This window comes from Mycobacterium sp. (genome assembly GCF_965229105.1).
Classification (GTDB): Bacteria; Actinomycetota; Actinomycetes; order Mycobacteriales; family Mycobacteriaceae; genus Mycobacterium.
The window spans coordinates 3,497,215-3,513,499 of record NZ_OZ245858.1; the positions used below are offsets into that span (position 1 = coordinate 3,497,215).

Below are 16,285 nucleotides of genomic sequence, written 5' to 3' on the forward strand. Positions count from 1 at the left end.
TTTCTAGATATTCGGACTGTTGAGGATGGCGGTGGCCGTCGCCGGATCTGTGACCAACTGATTGAAGTACCCGCCGCGTGCGCCGGCGATGATGGAATCGACCTTGTCTTTGCCGATGGCGACGGCAATGGTCACCGGGATACGTTTGAGCGCTTCCAGTTCCACCGCGATGAGCCGCTCACTGCCGTCGAATTCGATTGGAGCGCCATTGCGGTCGTAGAACCGCGAGCAGACATCGCCGACGGCGGCGCGCAACGAACTGGACCCGGTCGGGACGAAATGCGGGTAATCGGATCGGATCAGCGGTGGTGCGCCGACACCCATCAGGACGCAGCGTGCCTGCGGCCACAGATGCAGCACTCGCTGGATGCTGGGATCCGCGAGCAATGAGGTGTACAGCGCGGGGCCCGGAAGTGCCGGTGCAAAAAGGTAATTCGCGCGGCCGCCGACACGATTGGCCACCAGGCGGGTGAGCTCGTTGGTCTGGTACCACTCTTCAGGCTGGTAGTTGCCGCCGACGGTCGGCGCAACCAGTACGCCGTTGAGCTCGGTCAAATCGAACTGGGCGATCTCGTAGATGGTGCGTCCCGAGGAGACCAGCAGAACGTCGCCGGGCAGCAGGTTGGCAGCACCGAGTGCATGCCCAACTGCAGGCGCCAGCGCGCCACCCATCACGTCCAGGACGGAGCGGCCGGGACCCGGATTGGGCAGTGGCAGGCTCAGATAGATGGCGTTGAGCCCGAGTGCCTGGGTCAGCCGATCGGTGATGTCGGTGGATGCCGCCGGGGCAGGCGGAACGACTTCGATGCGAACAATGCCCTGACGTTTCGCTTCGGCAAGCAGCCGGCTGACCGTTGCGCGACTGGTGCCGAGCTGGGCGGCCACCTCCGCCTGAGTGGCGTCGTCGGTGTAATACAGCTTGGCCGCGGCATACAACAGGGCGGGCGGGAAGTGTCCGGGTTCGCTGTCGTCACCGACGCCGAGTTTTGACGCATTCTCGGCGGGTCGGGGCATGCGACGAGTATGCCATCTGAACATCTGTCCGCAAGCAATTTCTCAATGAGAATGTTCTCTGGACATATGTGCAACGAGCACGTTACGGTGTTTGGAGGTTTCGACCCCGACCGTGGAGATCACCTGCGATGACCAAGCTATTCAACGATCCGGCCCGTTTCACCGAAGACATGTTGGCCGGTTTCCTGGATGCCAACGCGAGTTACGTCGCCGGTGTGCCAGGGGGTGTGGTGCGTGCGCGCCAGACCGCGCCAGGAAAGGTCGCGGTGGTGATCGGCGGCGGGTCCGGCCACTACCCGGCCTTCTGCGGAACCGTCGGGCCGGGCTTCGCCGACGGCGCCGTGGTGGGCAACATCTTCACCTCCCCGTCCGCTGATGACGCGGCCTCGGTGGCGCGCGCCGCCCACTCCGACGCCGGGGTATTGCTGACCACCGGGAACTATGCCGGCGACGTGATGAACTTCGGGTTGGCCGTCACCCAGTTGCGCAGCGAAGGCATCGACGCGCACTACTTTGCGGTCACTGACGATGTCGCCAGCGCACCGAAGGGCGAAGAGGCCAAACGCCGTGGAATCGCAGGCGATTTCACCGTCTTCAAATGTGCCAGCGCTGCCGCGGAGGATGGACTGGATATCGCTGGCGTCATCCGGGTCGCCGAAGCATCCAACGCCGCCACCCGCACTCTCGGTGTCGCGTTCGACGGGTGCACCCTGCCCGGTGCTGATCATCCACTGTTTACCGTGCCCGCCGGTCAGATGGGCGTCGGCCTCGGCATCCATGGCGAGCCCGGCGTGGCCGATGAGCCGATGCCGACCGCTGCGGACCTGGCGCGGACCCTGGTCGACGGTGTGCTCGCTGACCGCGATGACACGGAAACGCGGCGAATTGCGGTGATCCTCAACGGTCTTGGTCGTACCAAGTACGAAGAGCTGTTCGTGGTGTGGGGCACCGTGGCACAGCTCCTGCGCGAACGTGGCTACGAGATAATCCAGCCCGAGGTCGGCGAACTGGTCACCAGCCTCGATATGGCCGGCTGCTCACTGACCGTGATGTGGCTCGACGACGAGCTCGAAAAGTACTGGACCGCACCGGCAGACACCCCGGCCTACCGCAAGGGTGCCGCGGCCGTGGCACCCCAATCGGGTGAGCGACGCACGGACGCGACCGCCGACACGTCAGCACAGGGCCCGGCGCTGAGGGAGCGTTCCGATGACCAGGGACGCGCAGGCGGCGAACTTGTCGCGCGAGGGCTCGCCGCGATGGCCGACATGCTGGCCGGCGTCGAAGACAAACTGGGCCGCATCGATGCCGTCGCCGGTGACGGTGATCATGGTCGCGGAATGGTCAAGGGTTCGGCTGCCGCTCGCACTGCTGCCGATCGTGCGGTCGCCGACGGTGGCGGCCAGGCCTCGGTATTGGCCGCAGCAGGCAAGGAGTGGGCCGCCAAGGCCGGCGGCACCTCGGGAGTGCTTTGGGGCGCCATGCTTTCGGCGATCGGAGCCCGTCTCACCGACACCGGCCGGCCCGATTCGCCGACCGTAGCCGCAGCCATCCGTGATGGTTACGACGCGCTGATTCAGCTCGGCGGCGCGGCACCGGGGGATAAGACGATGCTCGATGCCCTGTTGCCTTTCGTCGAGGAATTGGAGCGGCGGACCGGCGACGGCGAACAGTGGCAGGGTGCCTGGCGCGCAGCAGCGGATATCGCAACTCAGTCGGCGGTGGACACCGCAGGATTGCGGCCCAAAGTGGGTCGGGCCAGGCCGCTGGCCGAACGCAGTATCGGCACCCCCGATGCCGGGGCCACGTCACTGGCGATGTGCGCGCACACCCTCGGTGAATGTTTCACCCTCACGGCCAACGGAGATCACTGACATGTCGGGATTGCGGATTGTCGTCGGCTCCGACGACGCCGGGTATGAGTACAAAGAGGCGCTCAAAGGTGACCTACGTGGCGACCCCCGCGTCGGTGAGGTCACCGATGTCGGTGTTGGATCCGACGAGAACACGGCGTACCCGCACGTCGCCGTGGCGGCCGCGCGGATGGTGGCCGAGGGTAGGGCCGATCGCGCATTATTGGTGTGCGGCACCGGACTTGGCGTTGCGATCAGTGCCAACAAGGTTCCCGGCATCCGCGCCGTGACGGCGCACGACGGCTTCTCGGTGGAGCGGTCTGTGCTGTCCAACAATGCCCAGGTGCTCTGCTTCGGGCAGCGCGTCATCGGCCTGGAACTGGCGCGGCGGCTGGCCAGGGAGTGGCTCGACTACGAGTTCGATCCCAATAGTGCATCCGCGGACAAGGTCGAGGCGATCTGCGGTTACGAGGCGTAACCGCCTACTTCGCCAGCGGTGACGGTGGGCCTGCCTTGGCGCCCGCGGCGTCCCGACGGCGAGCAGCCATCCCGGCGAGTGCCTCGAATACCACCCGGTGGGCGGCGTTCACGGTCAGCTCCGCATGGTCGTATGCAGGCGATACTTCGACCACGTCGACGCCGACCACATCGTGCTCGTGGCAGAGTTGGCGCACCATCCGGAGCAGGTCCGCGCTGGTGATGCCACCCGGTTCCGGTGTGCCCGTCCCCGGCGCATGGGCTGGATCGAGAACATCGATATCGACTGACACATAGAGCTTTTCGGCCTTCGCCAATGCCTCGCCGACGGCGTCCTTCATGACCGCCTTGAAGCCGCGCTCCCAAATCTCCTGCATGGTGTGCCACACCATGCCCTGCTCCTGCATCCACTCGAAGGTGTCCTGCGGCGGCCAGTAACCCCGCAGACCGACCTGCACGAAATGTGTGCCCGGCACGGCGCCGGATTCGATTAACCGCCGCATCGGGGTGCCGTGACTGGCCAGGTTGCCTTCGATGATGTCGGCGGTATCGGCATGGGCGTCGAAGTGCACGATGCCGACATTGCCGTAGCCGTGCACATCGGCGACCGCGGTGGCCGCGGGCCAGGTGATGGAGTGGTCACCGCCGAGGACAACGGGCACGATGCCGCGCGACGCGATGGTCGCCACCCGCTCCTTGATATTGGCGTGGGAGATATCGGTCTGGCCGTGCGGGCAGTACGCATCACCGAAATCGACGACCTCGAGCCAGTCGAAAATCTCCAGCCCGAGATCCATGTGGTACGTCCCCGGCTCATAGGCGGTGGCCCGAATCGCGCGGGGACCGAACCGCGCTCCCGGCCGATTCGTCGTCCCCACATCGAACGGAGCGCCGACGATCGCGACATCGGGCCGCCAGGATTCGAGCTGCTCAGGCTCGGTCAAAAAAGGTCGATGCCCGAACGACGCCAGCCCGGCGTACGGCAGGTCGAGCTGCTCGGCCATTCCAGGTGGCAATTCCCGTGCGGGCCCGTGATCGTGTCCATGGCTCATCGCAGTGACACTACTGCTCACCGGGGTGGGGAGTGGGCCAATCGAAACGTGTTGCAAGGGCGGTCACTACGTGGCAGGTAAATGCTTTGCCCGACGATCGACGGCAGCGTGCGCCGGCGCTGGCCATCCTGGCGCCGTGGCCCGACATTCGTACTTTGCTGTGGCTGGGGCTACTCGGTATCGCGATGGCAACCGGCCTGGCGGTCATCCTGCGGGCCGGTGGCGAGATCCCCGAGGGCTACTGGCGCACCATGCTGGACTACCGGACACCCGCGGCGACGCGCAGCGGCGGGCTACCGTCTGAAGAATGAAAGTCGCTGTCCTCGATGACTACCAGAACGTTGCGTTGCAGATGGCCGACTGGTCACCGGTGGCGAGGCGGGCCGAGATCACCGTGTTTACCGACCACATCGCCGACCCGCAGGAGTTGGTGGACCGGCTGACACCTTTCGATGTGGTCTTCGTGATGCGCGAGCGGACCCCGCTGCCGCGGGAGATTCTGCAGCGGCTGCCGCAACTGAAGATGATCGCCTCGACCGGACCGTTCAACGCGTCGATCGATATGGACGCCGCCGAAGAGCTCGGGATCCACGTCGGAACCACTGGTGGTTCGGTCGCTTCGACGATCGAGCTGACCTGGGCGTTGATCCTCGCGGGTGCCCGGTCGCTGGCGGCCGAGAGCCGGTCGGTGCGCGACGGCGGTTGGCAGACGGCGGTGGGTCAGGAACTGGCTGGGAAGGTGCTCGGCGTCCTCGGGCTTGGCCGGATCGGCGCGCGGGTCGCCAGGATCGGCAGTGCCTTCGGCATGGAGGTAATCGCGTGGAGCCAGAACCTCACCCCCCAGGTCGCAGCTGATGCCGGAGCCGGCTACGTCTCCAAGGACGACCTGTTTGCCATGTCCGATGTGCTCACCGTGCACATGAAACTCAGCGATCGCAGTCACGGATTGATCGGGGCTACCGACCTTGCTGCGATGAAATCTACTGCGCTGCTGGTCAATACATCCCGCGGACCGATCGTGGACGAGGCCGCGCTGATCGCCGCACTGCGGGCCCGCAGTATTGCCGGGGCCGCGCTCGACGTGTTCGATACTGAGCCGTTGCCAGCCGGGCACCCGCTGCGGACCCTGGACAACGTGCTCGCGACGCCCCATATCGGCTACGTCGCCGACCGGCCGTACCAGATCTTCTTCGGTGAGGCCGTCGCGGCGATCTCGACCTGGCTGGATCGGAGCTAGTCTCGGGTCAGTTCGTCAGCCGCTGCCGGAACCAGTCCGGCCACGGGGTCTTGACGAAGGTGTCGGCGTTGACGCAGACATGCGTCATCGCGCATTCGGCGATCAGCTCCTCGCCCCGCATGATGGTGAATTCGCTTCGCAGCGAGGTGTTTCCGGGTGTGGCGAGGCGAGTGTGCACCATCAACTCGTCATCGAAAGTCGCTGCGCGCCGGAAGGACAGCTCAGCCGCGGCCACCACCACGTCGATGCCGGCGTCGAGCATGGCGGTGTAGCCGCCGGCGATATCGCGCAGCGCCTCGGTATGCGCCATATCGACCCAGGTCAGGTAGTGCGCGTTGAACACGCGGCCCTGCATATCGCATTCGACGTACCGGACCCGCAGTGGCATCGCGAAGGTGGCGTTCGGCATGGCCTTACCGTAGCGCCGCTGCGGTGGCATCGTCAGCGGGGTGCAACGCCTCGATGCTCAGCTCTGCCGCAGTGAGATCCAGCGCAGTGCCGAAAGTGGTGACGGTGCTTAAAACGACAGTGTCGCAACGGATGGTGATCTCAGGCGAAGGGGGATCACGATATCGCCTGGGTCGTCGATATCAGCGGAATCTCCTGGGAAAGAACCAATTTCGACTAGCAGCGCGCTCAATTCTCCGGTGCCGCTGGCAGGTGCCAGCCCGCCCGGATGTAACGCCGCCGTCATCTCCGGATCGTCAAGGGATCGCTCGGTGTACTCCGGGGCCAGTCCTGCCGCGATCAGCAGGTGGTTCCTTTCCCGCAGGGGGACGCGGTCGGGCCAACAGTTGCCGTGCTTCCTGTGGTCACCCGTCCAGTGTCGCCCCGGCTGCTATCGGCGCGTGATTGCGGCTGCGGTGGATGAACGTGAGACCGTAGGGACACCATGGATACGCACGATTACGTCACCTATCAGGAATGGGGACGCAATTTCTTCGAAGTCGCCGTCACCGAGGGACGGGTCGCGGCGGCCTTTGCAGAGATTGCCGGCGACGAGTTCGAAATGGGCCCGATGAGCCAGGGGCCCGGCCGAATCGCCAAGGTCACCGCCAAAGTGCGCATTCAGCAGCCCCATGCCACCAGGCAGCTCGGGGACACCATCACGTTCGCGATCCACATCCCGCTGGAGATCGATCTGCTCATCGATCTGCGGGTGGACAAGCAGCGTTTCGTAGTCGACGGCGAGATCGCATTGCGGGCCACCGCACGGGCTGCCGAGCCGCTGCTGCTGATCCTGGATGTCGCCAAACCACGCGCGACGGATATCAGCGTTCACGTGTCGTCGAAGTCGTTGCGCGGAGAGGTACTCCGGTTACTCGCCGGTGTCGACGCCGAAATCCGACGGTTCATCGCCCAGCATGTATGCGACCAGATCGACGCGCCAGAATCACAACAAGCTCAGGTCATCGACGTCGGCAGTTTGATCGACTCGGCCTGGACGGGCGTGTAGCCCGCAGGCGTCACAAAATCGCCGGATCGGCCGGGCAATGCGTCACTGTGACGCGGTTCGGCGCAAACTCGAAAACTTCGCTGACCGTTCGGCACACCTCGTGCTGGGGCTGCGCACGACACGCCGGAGTCTGTGAACTCGCTCAAAACCACATTTGTGTAGTTCGCCGGGGTTTTTCGTCGTTTTGCGGTCCAAAATATGCCAGCTAGCTGCGGAGATTGCGCATCGAACGTGGCCGCAGGGTCCCAGGCAATGTCTCAGGCGGGTAACCGGACCGCCTCTCATCGGCAACGGTTCGATAAAGGCAGCATTTGACGCTTGAGCAAATACAGCAAACCGATACGTTCGCCCATGAGGAACCGGCGCAGAGATGAGTGGGGAAAAATGTCACGTACAACAAACCGATCGGCGATCGGCGCTGTTGTCACTGCTGGGATGTTCTGGTCGGTCACTGCCCTCAGCCCGGTTGCGTCGGCGGATTTGTCGACGCCCGCGCCGGCCAGTCCCGGCGTGCCGTGCCTTGGAATGCTGCAGAACTTGGTGACCTCGCCGCCTGACCTTTCTCAAGTGGGCCCTGGCGCGACGTCGACCTTCACCAATCTGCTGCCGGGCTCGACTCCGCCAGTACCGGGGAGCAACACAGTCATCCCGGCGGCGAGCCCGCCATTACCTGGCAGTCCCGTCCCAGGTGCAAGCACCTCGATTCCGGTGCGTACGCCGCCGGTACCTGGCTCCCCGGTGCCCGGCGGTAACTCGACGATTCCGGTGCGCACGCCGCCGGTCCCGGGTGCGCCCGTGCCCGGCAGTAACGGCAGCATCCCGCTCGTCAACCCGCCGCTACCCGGGGCACCAGTGCCTCCCGGTGGCGGGGGTATCCCGGTGAGTACGCCGCCGTTGCCGGGTGCGCCGTTGCCTCCCGGTGGGGGCGGTATCCCGGTGAGTACGCCGCCGTTGCCGGGTGCGCCGTTGCCTCCCGGTGGGGGCGGTATCCCGGTGAGTACGCCGCCGTTGCCGGGTGCGCCGTTGCCTCCCGGCGGCGGTGACATCCCGGTCGGCACCCCGCCGCTGGCCGCGCCTCCGCTGCCTCCTGCGGGTGGCGGCATCCCGGCAGGCACTCCGCCGTTGGCCGCACCTCCGGTGCCCAACGGCCCCGCCGGTCTCCCCGTGGGCGGACCGGCCGCGGCTGCCGTTTCCGATGCCTCGGCCGCGCTGCCGAACGCTGACGCGCTACCACCGGGTGCGCCCATTGGCTCCGGTGAGGTCGGTGTGGCTGGCCTCGGAGCGCCCGGCAGTATCGACGCAGCCGATATCGCGCAGGCGGCGGCGCCCGTCGGGCCGCCGCCGGCAGGTCCCGACGCGGCAGCCATTGCCCAGGATGCCGCGACCGCTCCACCCGCCCCGGCGGGACCCGTTCCCGGTGATGTGGCAGATCTCGCCGCGCACACCCCACCGGCGCCCGCCGCACCGTTGCCTCCTGGTGGCGGTGAGATTCCGGTCGCTTCCCCGCCGCTGCCCGGTGCACCGTTGCCTCCCGGTGGTGGTGAGATCCCGGTGGTGACCCCGCCGGTACCCGGTGCACCGTTGCCTCCCGGTGGTGGTGAGATTCCGGTGGTGACGCCGCCGGTACCCGGTGCTCCGGTTCCCGGTGGTGGCGGCGAAATTCCGGTGGTAACCCCTCCTGCGCCGGGTGTCCCCGTGCCCGGTGGTTCCTCGGAGATCCCGGTTCGTGTCCCGCCCGCACCCGGTGGACCGCTGCCCGGCGGGGAAACCGAGATTCCAGTGAGCAACCCGCCGCTGCCCGGTGCCCCGGTACCCGGTGACTCGACGGAGCGCATCGTGCGCATTCCGCCCGCGCCGGATAACCCGGTCCCCGGTGGTGGCACCGAGATTCCGGTGAGCACCCCAGGCGCGCCAGGTGTTTCGACACCCGGCGGCTCGACTGACGTCGCCGTGAACACCCCGCCGCAGCTGCTGAATACGCCTGGCGGCAACACCTCCATCATCGACAACCGCAGCGTCCCGCTGCCCCCGCCGGGGTACACGGGTGATTCGGGCGGCACCTCGATCAACACCCCGGGCTTCCCTGGCATGCACGTGCCGCCGGGTGGAACCCAGATCGATTCGTCCACGCCGCCTCTGCCGGGGTCGATGACACCGCCAGGGCAGCGCAATGTTTCGGTGGTCACCCCGCCCGCACCCGCGAATCCGGTGCCCGGCGGCTCTACCGAGGTGGCATTGAACACGCCGCCGGTGCCGGGGGCACCCGTGCCTGGCACATCGGTCGACGTGCCTGGGGGCACACCGGGGGTCGAGATTCCCGGCGCACCCGGTGACGTGACGGACCTGTCGCTGAATACCCCTGGCGCACCGGGTGTTCCGACCCCTCCCAGTGGGACCGATATCGCCGTCAACACCCCGCCCGCACAGCTGCCTCCGGTGCCGGGTCAGGTAACTGACACCTCCGCGAGCACTCCGGGTCTGCCTGGTGTTCCCACACCTCCCGGTGGGTTGGATGTTCCGGTGGATTCGCCTGGGCTGCCTGGTGTTCCGACGCCTCCGGGTGGCACGGATATCTCGTTGAACACCCCGCCCGCGCCGGGTGTCCCGACGCCTCCCGGTGGGTTGGATGTTCCGGTGGATTCGCCTGGGCTGCCTGGTGTTCCGACGCCTCCGGGCGGCACGGATATCTCGCTGAACACACCGCCAGGACCGGGTCTGCCAACGCCTCCCGGCGGAACGGGAATCCCGTTGGATACGCCGCCGGCACCGGGTCTTCCGGCTCCGGGGACGGTCACCGATCTGTCGGCGCCGCTGCCGCCGGCGCCGGGTGCACCGGTCATCGATGCATCCGCCCAAGGCATTCCGGAAGGCCTGCCCGCCGCGCCGATCGCTGACGCCTCCGCGCAGGCTGGTGGGGCGCCGACCTCCGACGCATCGGCGCAACTCGGTATCCCAGGAGGACCAGGTGGTGCCGGCGGTGGGGAAGGTCTCGCCGCACCGGCCGGAGCTTCGGGCGCATCCGGCGCTCCGATCGCCGACGCAGCGGCCCAGGCTGCCGCCGTGGGTTCGGCCGGACCCGCAGGCCCGCCGGCGCCCGCCGCGCCGATCGCGGACGCCGCGGGACCGGGATTGCCTGCGCCTGCTGCTCCGTTGGGCAACCCCGGAGTGCCTGCCGCGGTGGATACGCCACCGCTGCCCGGCGCCCCGTTGCCTCCTGGTGGAGGCGGGATTCCGGTCGCGACGCCGCCGGGGCCCGGTGCTCCGGTTCCTGGTACGTCAACGGGTATTCCGGTGGCGACGCCGCCGGGGCCAGGTGTTCCGGTTCCCGGTACGACGGGCGGTGTTCCGGTGGTCACGCCGCCGGGGCCAGGTGTTCCGGTTCCCGGTACGTCGGTCGATGTCCCGGTGGCGACGCCGCCGGGGCCAGGTGTTCCGGTTCCCGGTACGACGGGCGGTGTTCCGGTGGTCACGCCGCCGGGACCAGGCGCACCCGTACCGGGCACCTCGACCGAGACGGCGCTGCACACCCCGCCGCAGCCGCCCGTGATCCAGCCGCCGGTGCAGACGAACGTGTCGGTGAATACACCGCCGTTGCCGGCACAGCCGTCACCGCCCAGCTCGACTCACGTGTCGAATCCGACGCCGCCGCGGCCGCCGCAGCTGCTGCCGCCGGGACGTGGGCCTGCCAACGTGTCGACACCGCCCGCACCTGGCGCACCGATTCCTGGTGGGTCGACCTCGATCTCCACCTCGAACCCCGGTCTGATTCCAGAGATCCCCGGTGGATCGCAAGCATTCGACTCGATCTCATCTCCGGCAGGGGTGTTGCTCCCCTCCCTGGGGACCGTGACATCGACGTTCCTGCCGACGCCGGGTTGGGATCTGCCTGCAGTACCGGGTATGTCGATCCCGCTGCCCGGTCACGTCGGGATGCCGACTGACTTCCTGTGCTCCGGCACCGGATGGTCGGCGCCCGTGGAAGGCCAAGGTGCACACCCGGTCGACCAACTGATCCTGCCGGTCGGACAGGAGCCGCGGCGTGGGAACTGGTGATGCTGATACGACAACTGCCTCGGTAACGGGTCTGCGTGGGAATCGGTACGGCGAAGTGCTTCTGCTGCGCCAGCATGCCGATGGGTTCATCGCCGATGTCTACAACTCGTACGGCCTCAACGACTGTCCACAGGAGCTGTGGTCACAGCTCGACGCCGCCGAGCTGGCCAACGAGAACCACGCGCTGATCGCGGTGCTCAACGGGCCGCGCTATTGGCTGATGGACGGGATCACCAAAGTGACTACGGCAGACGAACAAAGGGAGGTAACCACTTTCGGTGGCATCTCGATGTTCAAGGCCGCGACGGTCGCGATCAACGATCCGCAGCCTCAGCTGGGTGGGTACGCACCCCAGGCGGTTAATCGCCAAACGGTTTTCACCTTCGACAAGGGCAGCGAGGTCTACGAGTTGGTGGACCCTGATGGCACGCACTGGGTGATGCAAAGCTGGAGCCAACAAGTGGACCCGACGCTGGCGGAGGCGGACTTGCCAGGGCTCGGTGCGAGGTTGAGCCCGCCGACAGGGTGGCGCTACGCGGTGAGCACGCTGTCGTCGACTCTCGATGTCGATACAAGGACCGAGGACGCGGCGGTGCTCCAGGACGAGTTGAATAACAGCTATTCGCGACGGGCCGGGTAGCGCCGGCTACTTGGTACCGAAGATGCGATCACCCGCGTCGCCGAGGCCAGGCAGGATGTAACCGTGTTCATCAAGCTCGCGGTCGATTGCCGCGGTGTAGATGGGCACGTCGGGATGGGCGTTGTTCATGGCGGCCAAGCCTTCCGGGCAGGTCAGCAGGCAGACGAATTTGATGGACTTCGGTCCGCACTCCTTGAGTCGTTCCACCGCGGCGACCGCGGAATTGCCCGTCGCGAGCAGCGGGTCGAGCACCACGACATCGCGCTCGTGTAGATCGGCTGGCAATTTGAAGTAATACTCCACCGCAACATGGGTTTTGGGGTCGCGGTAGAGGCCGATATGCCCGACCCGGGCGCCCGGTACGACGCTGAGCATGCCATCAAGGATGCCGGTGCCGGCGCGCAGGATGGCGACAAAGACCAGTTTCTTACCATCGATGACCCACCCGGTGGTGTGTTCTAGAGGTGTCTCGATATCGATTTGGTGCACCGGGATATCGCGAAGCACCTCATAGGCCATCAGAGTTGATATCTCGTCGACCAGCCGACGAAAGCTACTGGTCGACATATCTTTTCGGCGCATTAGGGAGATCTTGTGCTGGACCAGCGGGTGGTCGATCTGAAACACGGCACCCATGGTCAGAAAACCGTCCCATCGCTGATGATGTTCAGTGGTGGACTGCCACCGCGTAACCGTTGGGCAATGACGCGCCCGGCCGCCCAGGTCCCGCCCTCGAGCACGCAGGCCAAGGGCATCCGGGTTTCGTCGAGGCCGAGTTGCACCCGTATAAGGCAAGCGAGCTCGTCGAGCAGGGCGACGGTCAGCGCGCGCCATTCGACCACCAGCTCATCGGAGACCGCCCAGCTGCGCGCGGCCCAGGACGGGTCCTTCAGGCGGAGTACGCCGGTGTCCAGCAGCAGTCCGCCGTTGCGGTATTCGGGCAGGCCCGTCAGGGCGTCCAGGCCATGTACCTCTACACCGGCCCATTCGAACGGCTCCAGCAGCGAATACGTCAACCACTGCGACAGCTTGTGGAACGGCATCCAGCCATCTGTCAGGCCCGGACCGCAGACGCCGTCGTGCCGCCAGCAATCGCCCAATGCCTGACCGCCGATCATGTTGTCCGCCAACCAGATTCCGGACAGCGCCACCAGCAGCGCCGATAGAATCTCGGATGCGGCCAGCGCGGTGCGACCGGGCGGTACCAGCAGATCGAACAGACCACCGGGGCGGCCGTGGGTGCCGAACCGGTCGGGCTGTGCCGCCAGCGCGGCGCCGAGACGGTGCAGCAGCCGTACCCGACCGTCGAGGCCAACCAGCGGATTGGCTGGGCTCACCTGGAACAGCGTGGCCAGCCGCGCGTTATCCAGGCGCTGCAGTCCTGCCGCGTCGACCTGCAGCGGATTGTCGTCGGCACTGGAGAACGCGCCGCTGCAGAAGGCCTGCCAGCTCGCGACGCCCAGACCCTCGGAGCGGGTGAAGCGCTGCCCGCTGGCGGCTTCGTCGTAGTGCCAGTCGGCACCGGCGCCGGCGTCGAGGAGGACGCTGATGACGGTCAGATCGATCATCGCCCGGGCTCGTCCTGGCACATCCATGTCGGTCAAGTGGTTGTCCAGCAATGCTTTTCGATCCACACCGCCAGCCTCGAAATGACGCCATCGGCTGTGGTAGGGAATCACCAGATCGGGGTAGTGCGCGCGCGTGACGTCAGCGACCTCCGCCGCCGCCGCCGGCAGGTGGTCATCGTGCACGGTGAACCAGGTTGAACTGTCCTCCCTGGCGCGCCGCAGTAGCTGGTGGGCCCGCTCACGGACGGCGGCCGAGCTGCGTAGCGCCAGCGCGGCGCCGTCGGGCCGGTCGGTGACCAGCGTCGACCCCGCTGACGAGTCGACTGTCATCCGTCCAGGCCCCGGCCCTTGGCCACTTTCAGTTCCTCGGCATCGGGGATGGGACCGGGGGTGAAATAGCCGGCGGCCGTCTTCGCGTCGATCTCCACCCGGGCGTCGTCGGGGATCAGGTCATCAGGGAGGTTGACCCGCTCGCCGACCTCGATGCCGGAACTGGTGATCGCGTCGTACTTCATATTGCTCATCGACACCAAACGGTGGATCTTCTGGACGCCGAGCCAATGCAGGACATCAGGCATCAGTTCCTGGAAACGCATGTCCTGCACGCCGGCAACACATTCGGTGCGGGCGAAGTACTGATCGGCGGTATCGCCACCCTCCTGGCGTTTGCGCGCGTTGTAAACGAGGAATTTGGTCACCTCACCGAGCGCGCGACCTTCTTTGCGTGAATATGCCACCAGCCCGACCCCGCCGTGCTGGGCGCCCTGGATGCACTCTTCGATGGCATGGGTCAGGTAAGGCCGGCAGGTGCAGATATCGGAGCCGAAGACATCCGAGCCGTTGCACTCGTCGTGTACTCGAGCCGTCAGCTCGACCGATGGGTCGGACAGGTCCCGCGCATCGCCGAAGATGTAGACGGTCTGTCCGCCGATCGGGGGCAAAAAGACCTCCAGATCCGAACGCGTCACCAGCTCCGGATACATTCCGCCGGTCTCTTCGAACAGCACCCGGCGAAGATCGGTTTCACTGCAGTTGAACCGCTTTGCCACCCCCGGCAGATACCAGACCGGTTCAATCGCCGCCTTGGTGACCAGCGCCGCACCGCTGGCGAGCAGAAATTTCCCGTCCGGTCGGAGTCTGCCCTTCTGCACCGCCTCGATGATCTCCGGCAGGATCACGTGAGCCTTCGTCACGGCGATCGTCGGGCGCATGTCGTGGCCGGCCGCGAGTTCGTCGGCGAAGACGTCGGCGATGACGGCGCCCCACGGATCGAGGCTGACGATCGCGTCGGGTCGGCTCCATTGCGGATACGGGCCGATCGCAACGGTGGGCGCGGTATTGGTCAGGTCGGCCTTGTGCTCGCGCGACAGCGCGCCGGCGGCAACGGCCAAGGCGCGGTAGACGCTATAAGACCCGCTATGGGTGCCGATCACGTTGCGGTGCCCACGTTTGGTGGTCGTCCCGATCACCGGGCCGCGCTCGGTCGCGCTCGGCGCACCCCAGTGGATAGCCAGGGCACCGGTGCCACCGCTGTGTGAGGTCAACCGGATATGGCCCGCCGCGGATTTCGTCACGGCAGGCGGCGGTACTACGGGGCCTGCATCAGCGGACATCGGCGCTCCTCGGTCGAATTCGCCAGCATAGCTGCGACATGAGGCGTGCACCCACTCGAAATGAACTGCGAGCGTTGCGGGTTGCCCGGCAGATCGACGTGGCGCATGATGCGCCGTGCGTCAGAAGGGTTTGTCGTTGGCCGGCAACCCACCGCCCGGTCCGTCATAGCGGTCCGGGTCGTCGCTGTTGTCGGGTTCGTCGAAAATGCTGAGCACTGGCCGCACGACATATTGGGCCTGATTACCGCCGGCTTTACGCGCCTCATACATGGCACTGGTGGCGATGCTGAGGACTTCGTCGAGCACGTCGTGTGGCGGATACGGCGCCAGTGGCCGAAGGGGAGTGGTGACCACCCCGATGCTCGCTGTCATCCGAGACGGGGTGGTGGTGATCGCGGCGAGGGCGCGGTCGATGAGTGCGGACGGATCTGGCGCGGTGAACAGTTCAGCGATGATGAATTCGGCATCGCCGACATGGGAAACCAGCGCACCTCGCCGCACTGTTTCGCGGAGGCGCTGACCGACCTCCACCCGGGCACGGTTGCCGTGGGCACCGCCGCCCATCCCGACCAGGAGCGAGTAGCCGTCCAGACTCAACATCGCGATGACCAGATAACGGTCATCGTCGCGGCTACGGGCGCCGATCAGCGTCGCAACCTTGTCGTAGAACGCGTCGCGGTTCAAAAGTCCGGTCAGCGGTTCGATTTCCCCGTACACGGTTTCGGTGTCGACCAGCCGAATCACCATCCGGCAGGTGAAGGCGGCAAAGAAATTGACCATCACGACCAGGGCGATGCTGGAAATCGCCAGGGCGGTGCTGATTGCGGCCAGTCGAAACGCCAGGATGGCCAGCACGCACGCACCCACCGTCCAGGTGAATACCAGCAGCCGGTCGGTGTGGAAAAACCCGATGTATGCGGCGAGGACGCCGTAGGTGGTGGCGCCGAAGAGTCCTATCACCGGGTCGGCTTCGAGCAGACAAGACACCGCGATGAAGATCGTGCCCAAGACAACGCACAGTTGAGATTGCCAGCGGGTGGGCCAGCGGCGGCGCAGCCACAGGGATGCCATGGCCAGACAGCACACCGTCATGGCCCCGCCGATGATGCGGTTTCGCATGGCATCCGGGCCGGTGTAGGTACCCATCAACGCGAGCGGAATAACTCCGAGTCCGACGATCAGCACCGCGATGACCCGACAGGTTATCGGCTGCGCACCGCGTGCCGCGATCAGCGACGTCAACCAGTAGTAATGATCGGACTGGTGCAGGCGCCGGTTGTCGATGATCATCTTCGACTCACCTGACCGGAAGAAGCCGTTGG

The 16,285-nt window shown here is 66.3% G+C and carries 13 protein-coding genes and 2 pseudogenes; 7 read left to right on the plus strand and 8 right to left on the minus strand.

Going from position 1 to position 16,285, the window contains the following annotated elements:
- Positions 1 to 3: 3 nt before the first annotated feature.
- Positions 4 to 1,014 carry a sugar-binding transcriptional regulator gene (locus tag ADBZ9O_RS16365; protein ID WP_526523609.1) on the minus strand — a complete coding sequence of 337 codons (1,011 nt, stop codon included), beginning with the start codon at positions 1,012 to 1,014 and terminating at the stop codon, positions 4 to 6.
- A 128-nt stretch (positions 1,015 to 1,142) separates the two neighbouring features.
- On the opposite strand from ADBZ9O_RS16365, the gene ADBZ9O_RS16370 reads away from it, so the two are divergent.
- On the plus strand, positions 1,143 to 2,888 hold the full coding sequence (locus ADBZ9O_RS16370) for a dihydroxyacetone kinase family protein (protein ID WP_526523611.1): 1,746 nt from the start codon (positions 1,143 to 1,145) through the stop codon (positions 2,886 to 2,888).
- Position 2,889: 1 nt separating this feature from the next.
- The gene (locus ADBZ9O_RS16375; RefSeq protein WP_526523613.1) at positions 2,890 to 3,345 is read left to right on the plus strand and encodes a ribose-5-phosphate isomerase; all 456 of its coding nucleotides are present in this window, start codon (positions 2,890 to 2,892) and stop codon (positions 3,343 to 3,345) included.
- 4 nt (positions 3,346 to 3,349) lie between these two features.
- On the opposite strand, the gene speB is transcribed toward ADBZ9O_RS16375, so the two are convergent.
- Positions 3,350 to 4,348 (minus strand): agmatinase, encoded by a 999-nt coding sequence (gene speB / locus ADBZ9O_RS16380; protein ID WP_526533214.1) that lies wholly within the window; start codon positions 4,346 to 4,348, stop codon positions 3,350 to 3,352.
- Between the two features lie 158 nt (positions 4,349 to 4,506).
- Here speB and ADBZ9O_RS16385 point away from each other — a divergent pair.
- Together ADBZ9O_RS16385 and ADBZ9O_RS16390 are read left to right on the plus strand one after the other, a co-directional pair.
- Positions 4,507 to 4,707 (plus strand): annotated as a pseudogene (locus ADBZ9O_RS16385) (hypothetical protein); the annotation flags it as partial.
- Positions 4,704 to 5,633 (plus strand): D-2-hydroxyacid dehydrogenase family protein, encoded by a 930-nt coding sequence (locus tag ADBZ9O_RS16390; RefSeq protein ID WP_526523615.1) that lies wholly within the window; start codon positions 4,704 to 4,706, stop codon positions 5,631 to 5,633. The pseudogene ADBZ9O_RS16385 and the gene ADBZ9O_RS16390, both read left to right, overlap by 4 nt.
- A 7-nt stretch (positions 5,634 to 5,640) precedes the next feature.
- Here the strand turns inward: ADBZ9O_RS16390 and ADBZ9O_RS16395 are convergent, their stop codons facing one another.
- Both ADBZ9O_RS16395 and ADBZ9O_RS16400 read right to left on the minus strand, forming a co-directional pair.
- Complete coding sequence (locus tag ADBZ9O_RS16395) at positions 5,641 to 6,042, minus strand: acyl-CoA thioesterase (protein ID WP_526523617.1); 402 nt, start codon at positions 6,040 to 6,042, stop codon at positions 5,641 to 5,643.
- Positions 6,043 to 6,046: 4 nt separating this feature from the next.
- Positions 6,047 to 6,411: pseudogene (locus ADBZ9O_RS16400) on the minus strand (transcriptional regulator); the annotation flags it as partial.
- A 114-nt stretch (positions 6,412 to 6,525) separates the two neighbouring features.
- Between ADBZ9O_RS16400 and ADBZ9O_RS16405 the strand changes: the two are divergent.
- From ADBZ9O_RS16405 to ADBZ9O_RS16415, 3 genes are all read left to right on the plus strand, one after another.
- Positions 6,526 to 7,089: a hypothetical protein gene (locus ADBZ9O_RS16405; RefSeq protein ID WP_526523619.1), complete on the plus strand. Its 564-nt coding sequence runs from the start codon at positions 6,526 to 6,528 to the stop codon at positions 7,087 to 7,089.
- Positions 7,090 to 7,473: 384 nt separating this feature from the next.
- On the plus strand, positions 7,474 to 11,142 hold the full coding sequence (locus ADBZ9O_RS16410; protein WP_526523621.1) for a hypothetical protein: 3,669 nt from the start codon (positions 7,474 to 7,476) through the stop codon (positions 11,140 to 11,142).
- Positions 11,129 to 11,782, plus strand: a complete 654-nt coding sequence (locus ADBZ9O_RS16415) for a hypothetical protein (RefSeq protein WP_526523623.1) — start codon at positions 11,129 to 11,131, stop codon at positions 11,780 to 11,782. Before ADBZ9O_RS16410 ends, ADBZ9O_RS16415 begins: the two co-directional genes overlap by 14 nt.
- 6 nt (positions 11,783 to 11,788) lie before the next feature.
- Here the strand turns inward: ADBZ9O_RS16415 and upp are convergent, their stop codons facing one another.
- From upp to ADBZ9O_RS16435, 4 genes are all read right to left on the minus strand, one after another.
- Positions 11,789 to 12,418 carry a uracil phosphoribosyltransferase gene (upp, locus tag ADBZ9O_RS16420; RefSeq protein ID WP_526523625.1) on the minus strand — a complete coding sequence of 210 codons (630 nt, stop codon included), beginning with the start codon at positions 12,416 to 12,418 and terminating at the stop codon, positions 11,789 to 11,791.
- A gap of 2 nt (positions 12,419 to 12,420) precedes the next feature.
- Positions 12,421 to 13,680, minus strand: a complete 1,260-nt coding sequence (locus ADBZ9O_RS16425; protein ID WP_526523627.1) for a DUF1688 family protein — start codon at positions 13,678 to 13,680, stop codon at positions 12,421 to 12,423.
- Positions 13,677 to 14,963 (minus strand): GTP cyclohydrolase II, encoded by a 1,287-nt coding sequence (locus ADBZ9O_RS16430; protein ID WP_526523629.1) that lies wholly within the window; start codon positions 14,961 to 14,963, stop codon positions 13,677 to 13,679. The genes ADBZ9O_RS16425 and ADBZ9O_RS16430 overlap by 4 nt, the downstream gene beginning before the upstream one ends.
- Before the next feature lie 120 nt (positions 14,964 to 15,083).
- Complete coding sequence (locus ADBZ9O_RS16435; protein ID WP_526523631.1) at positions 15,084 to 16,253, minus strand: GGDEF domain-containing protein; 1,170 nt, start codon at positions 16,251 to 16,253, stop codon at positions 15,084 to 15,086.
- Positions 16,254 to 16,285 lie beyond the last annotated feature (32 nt).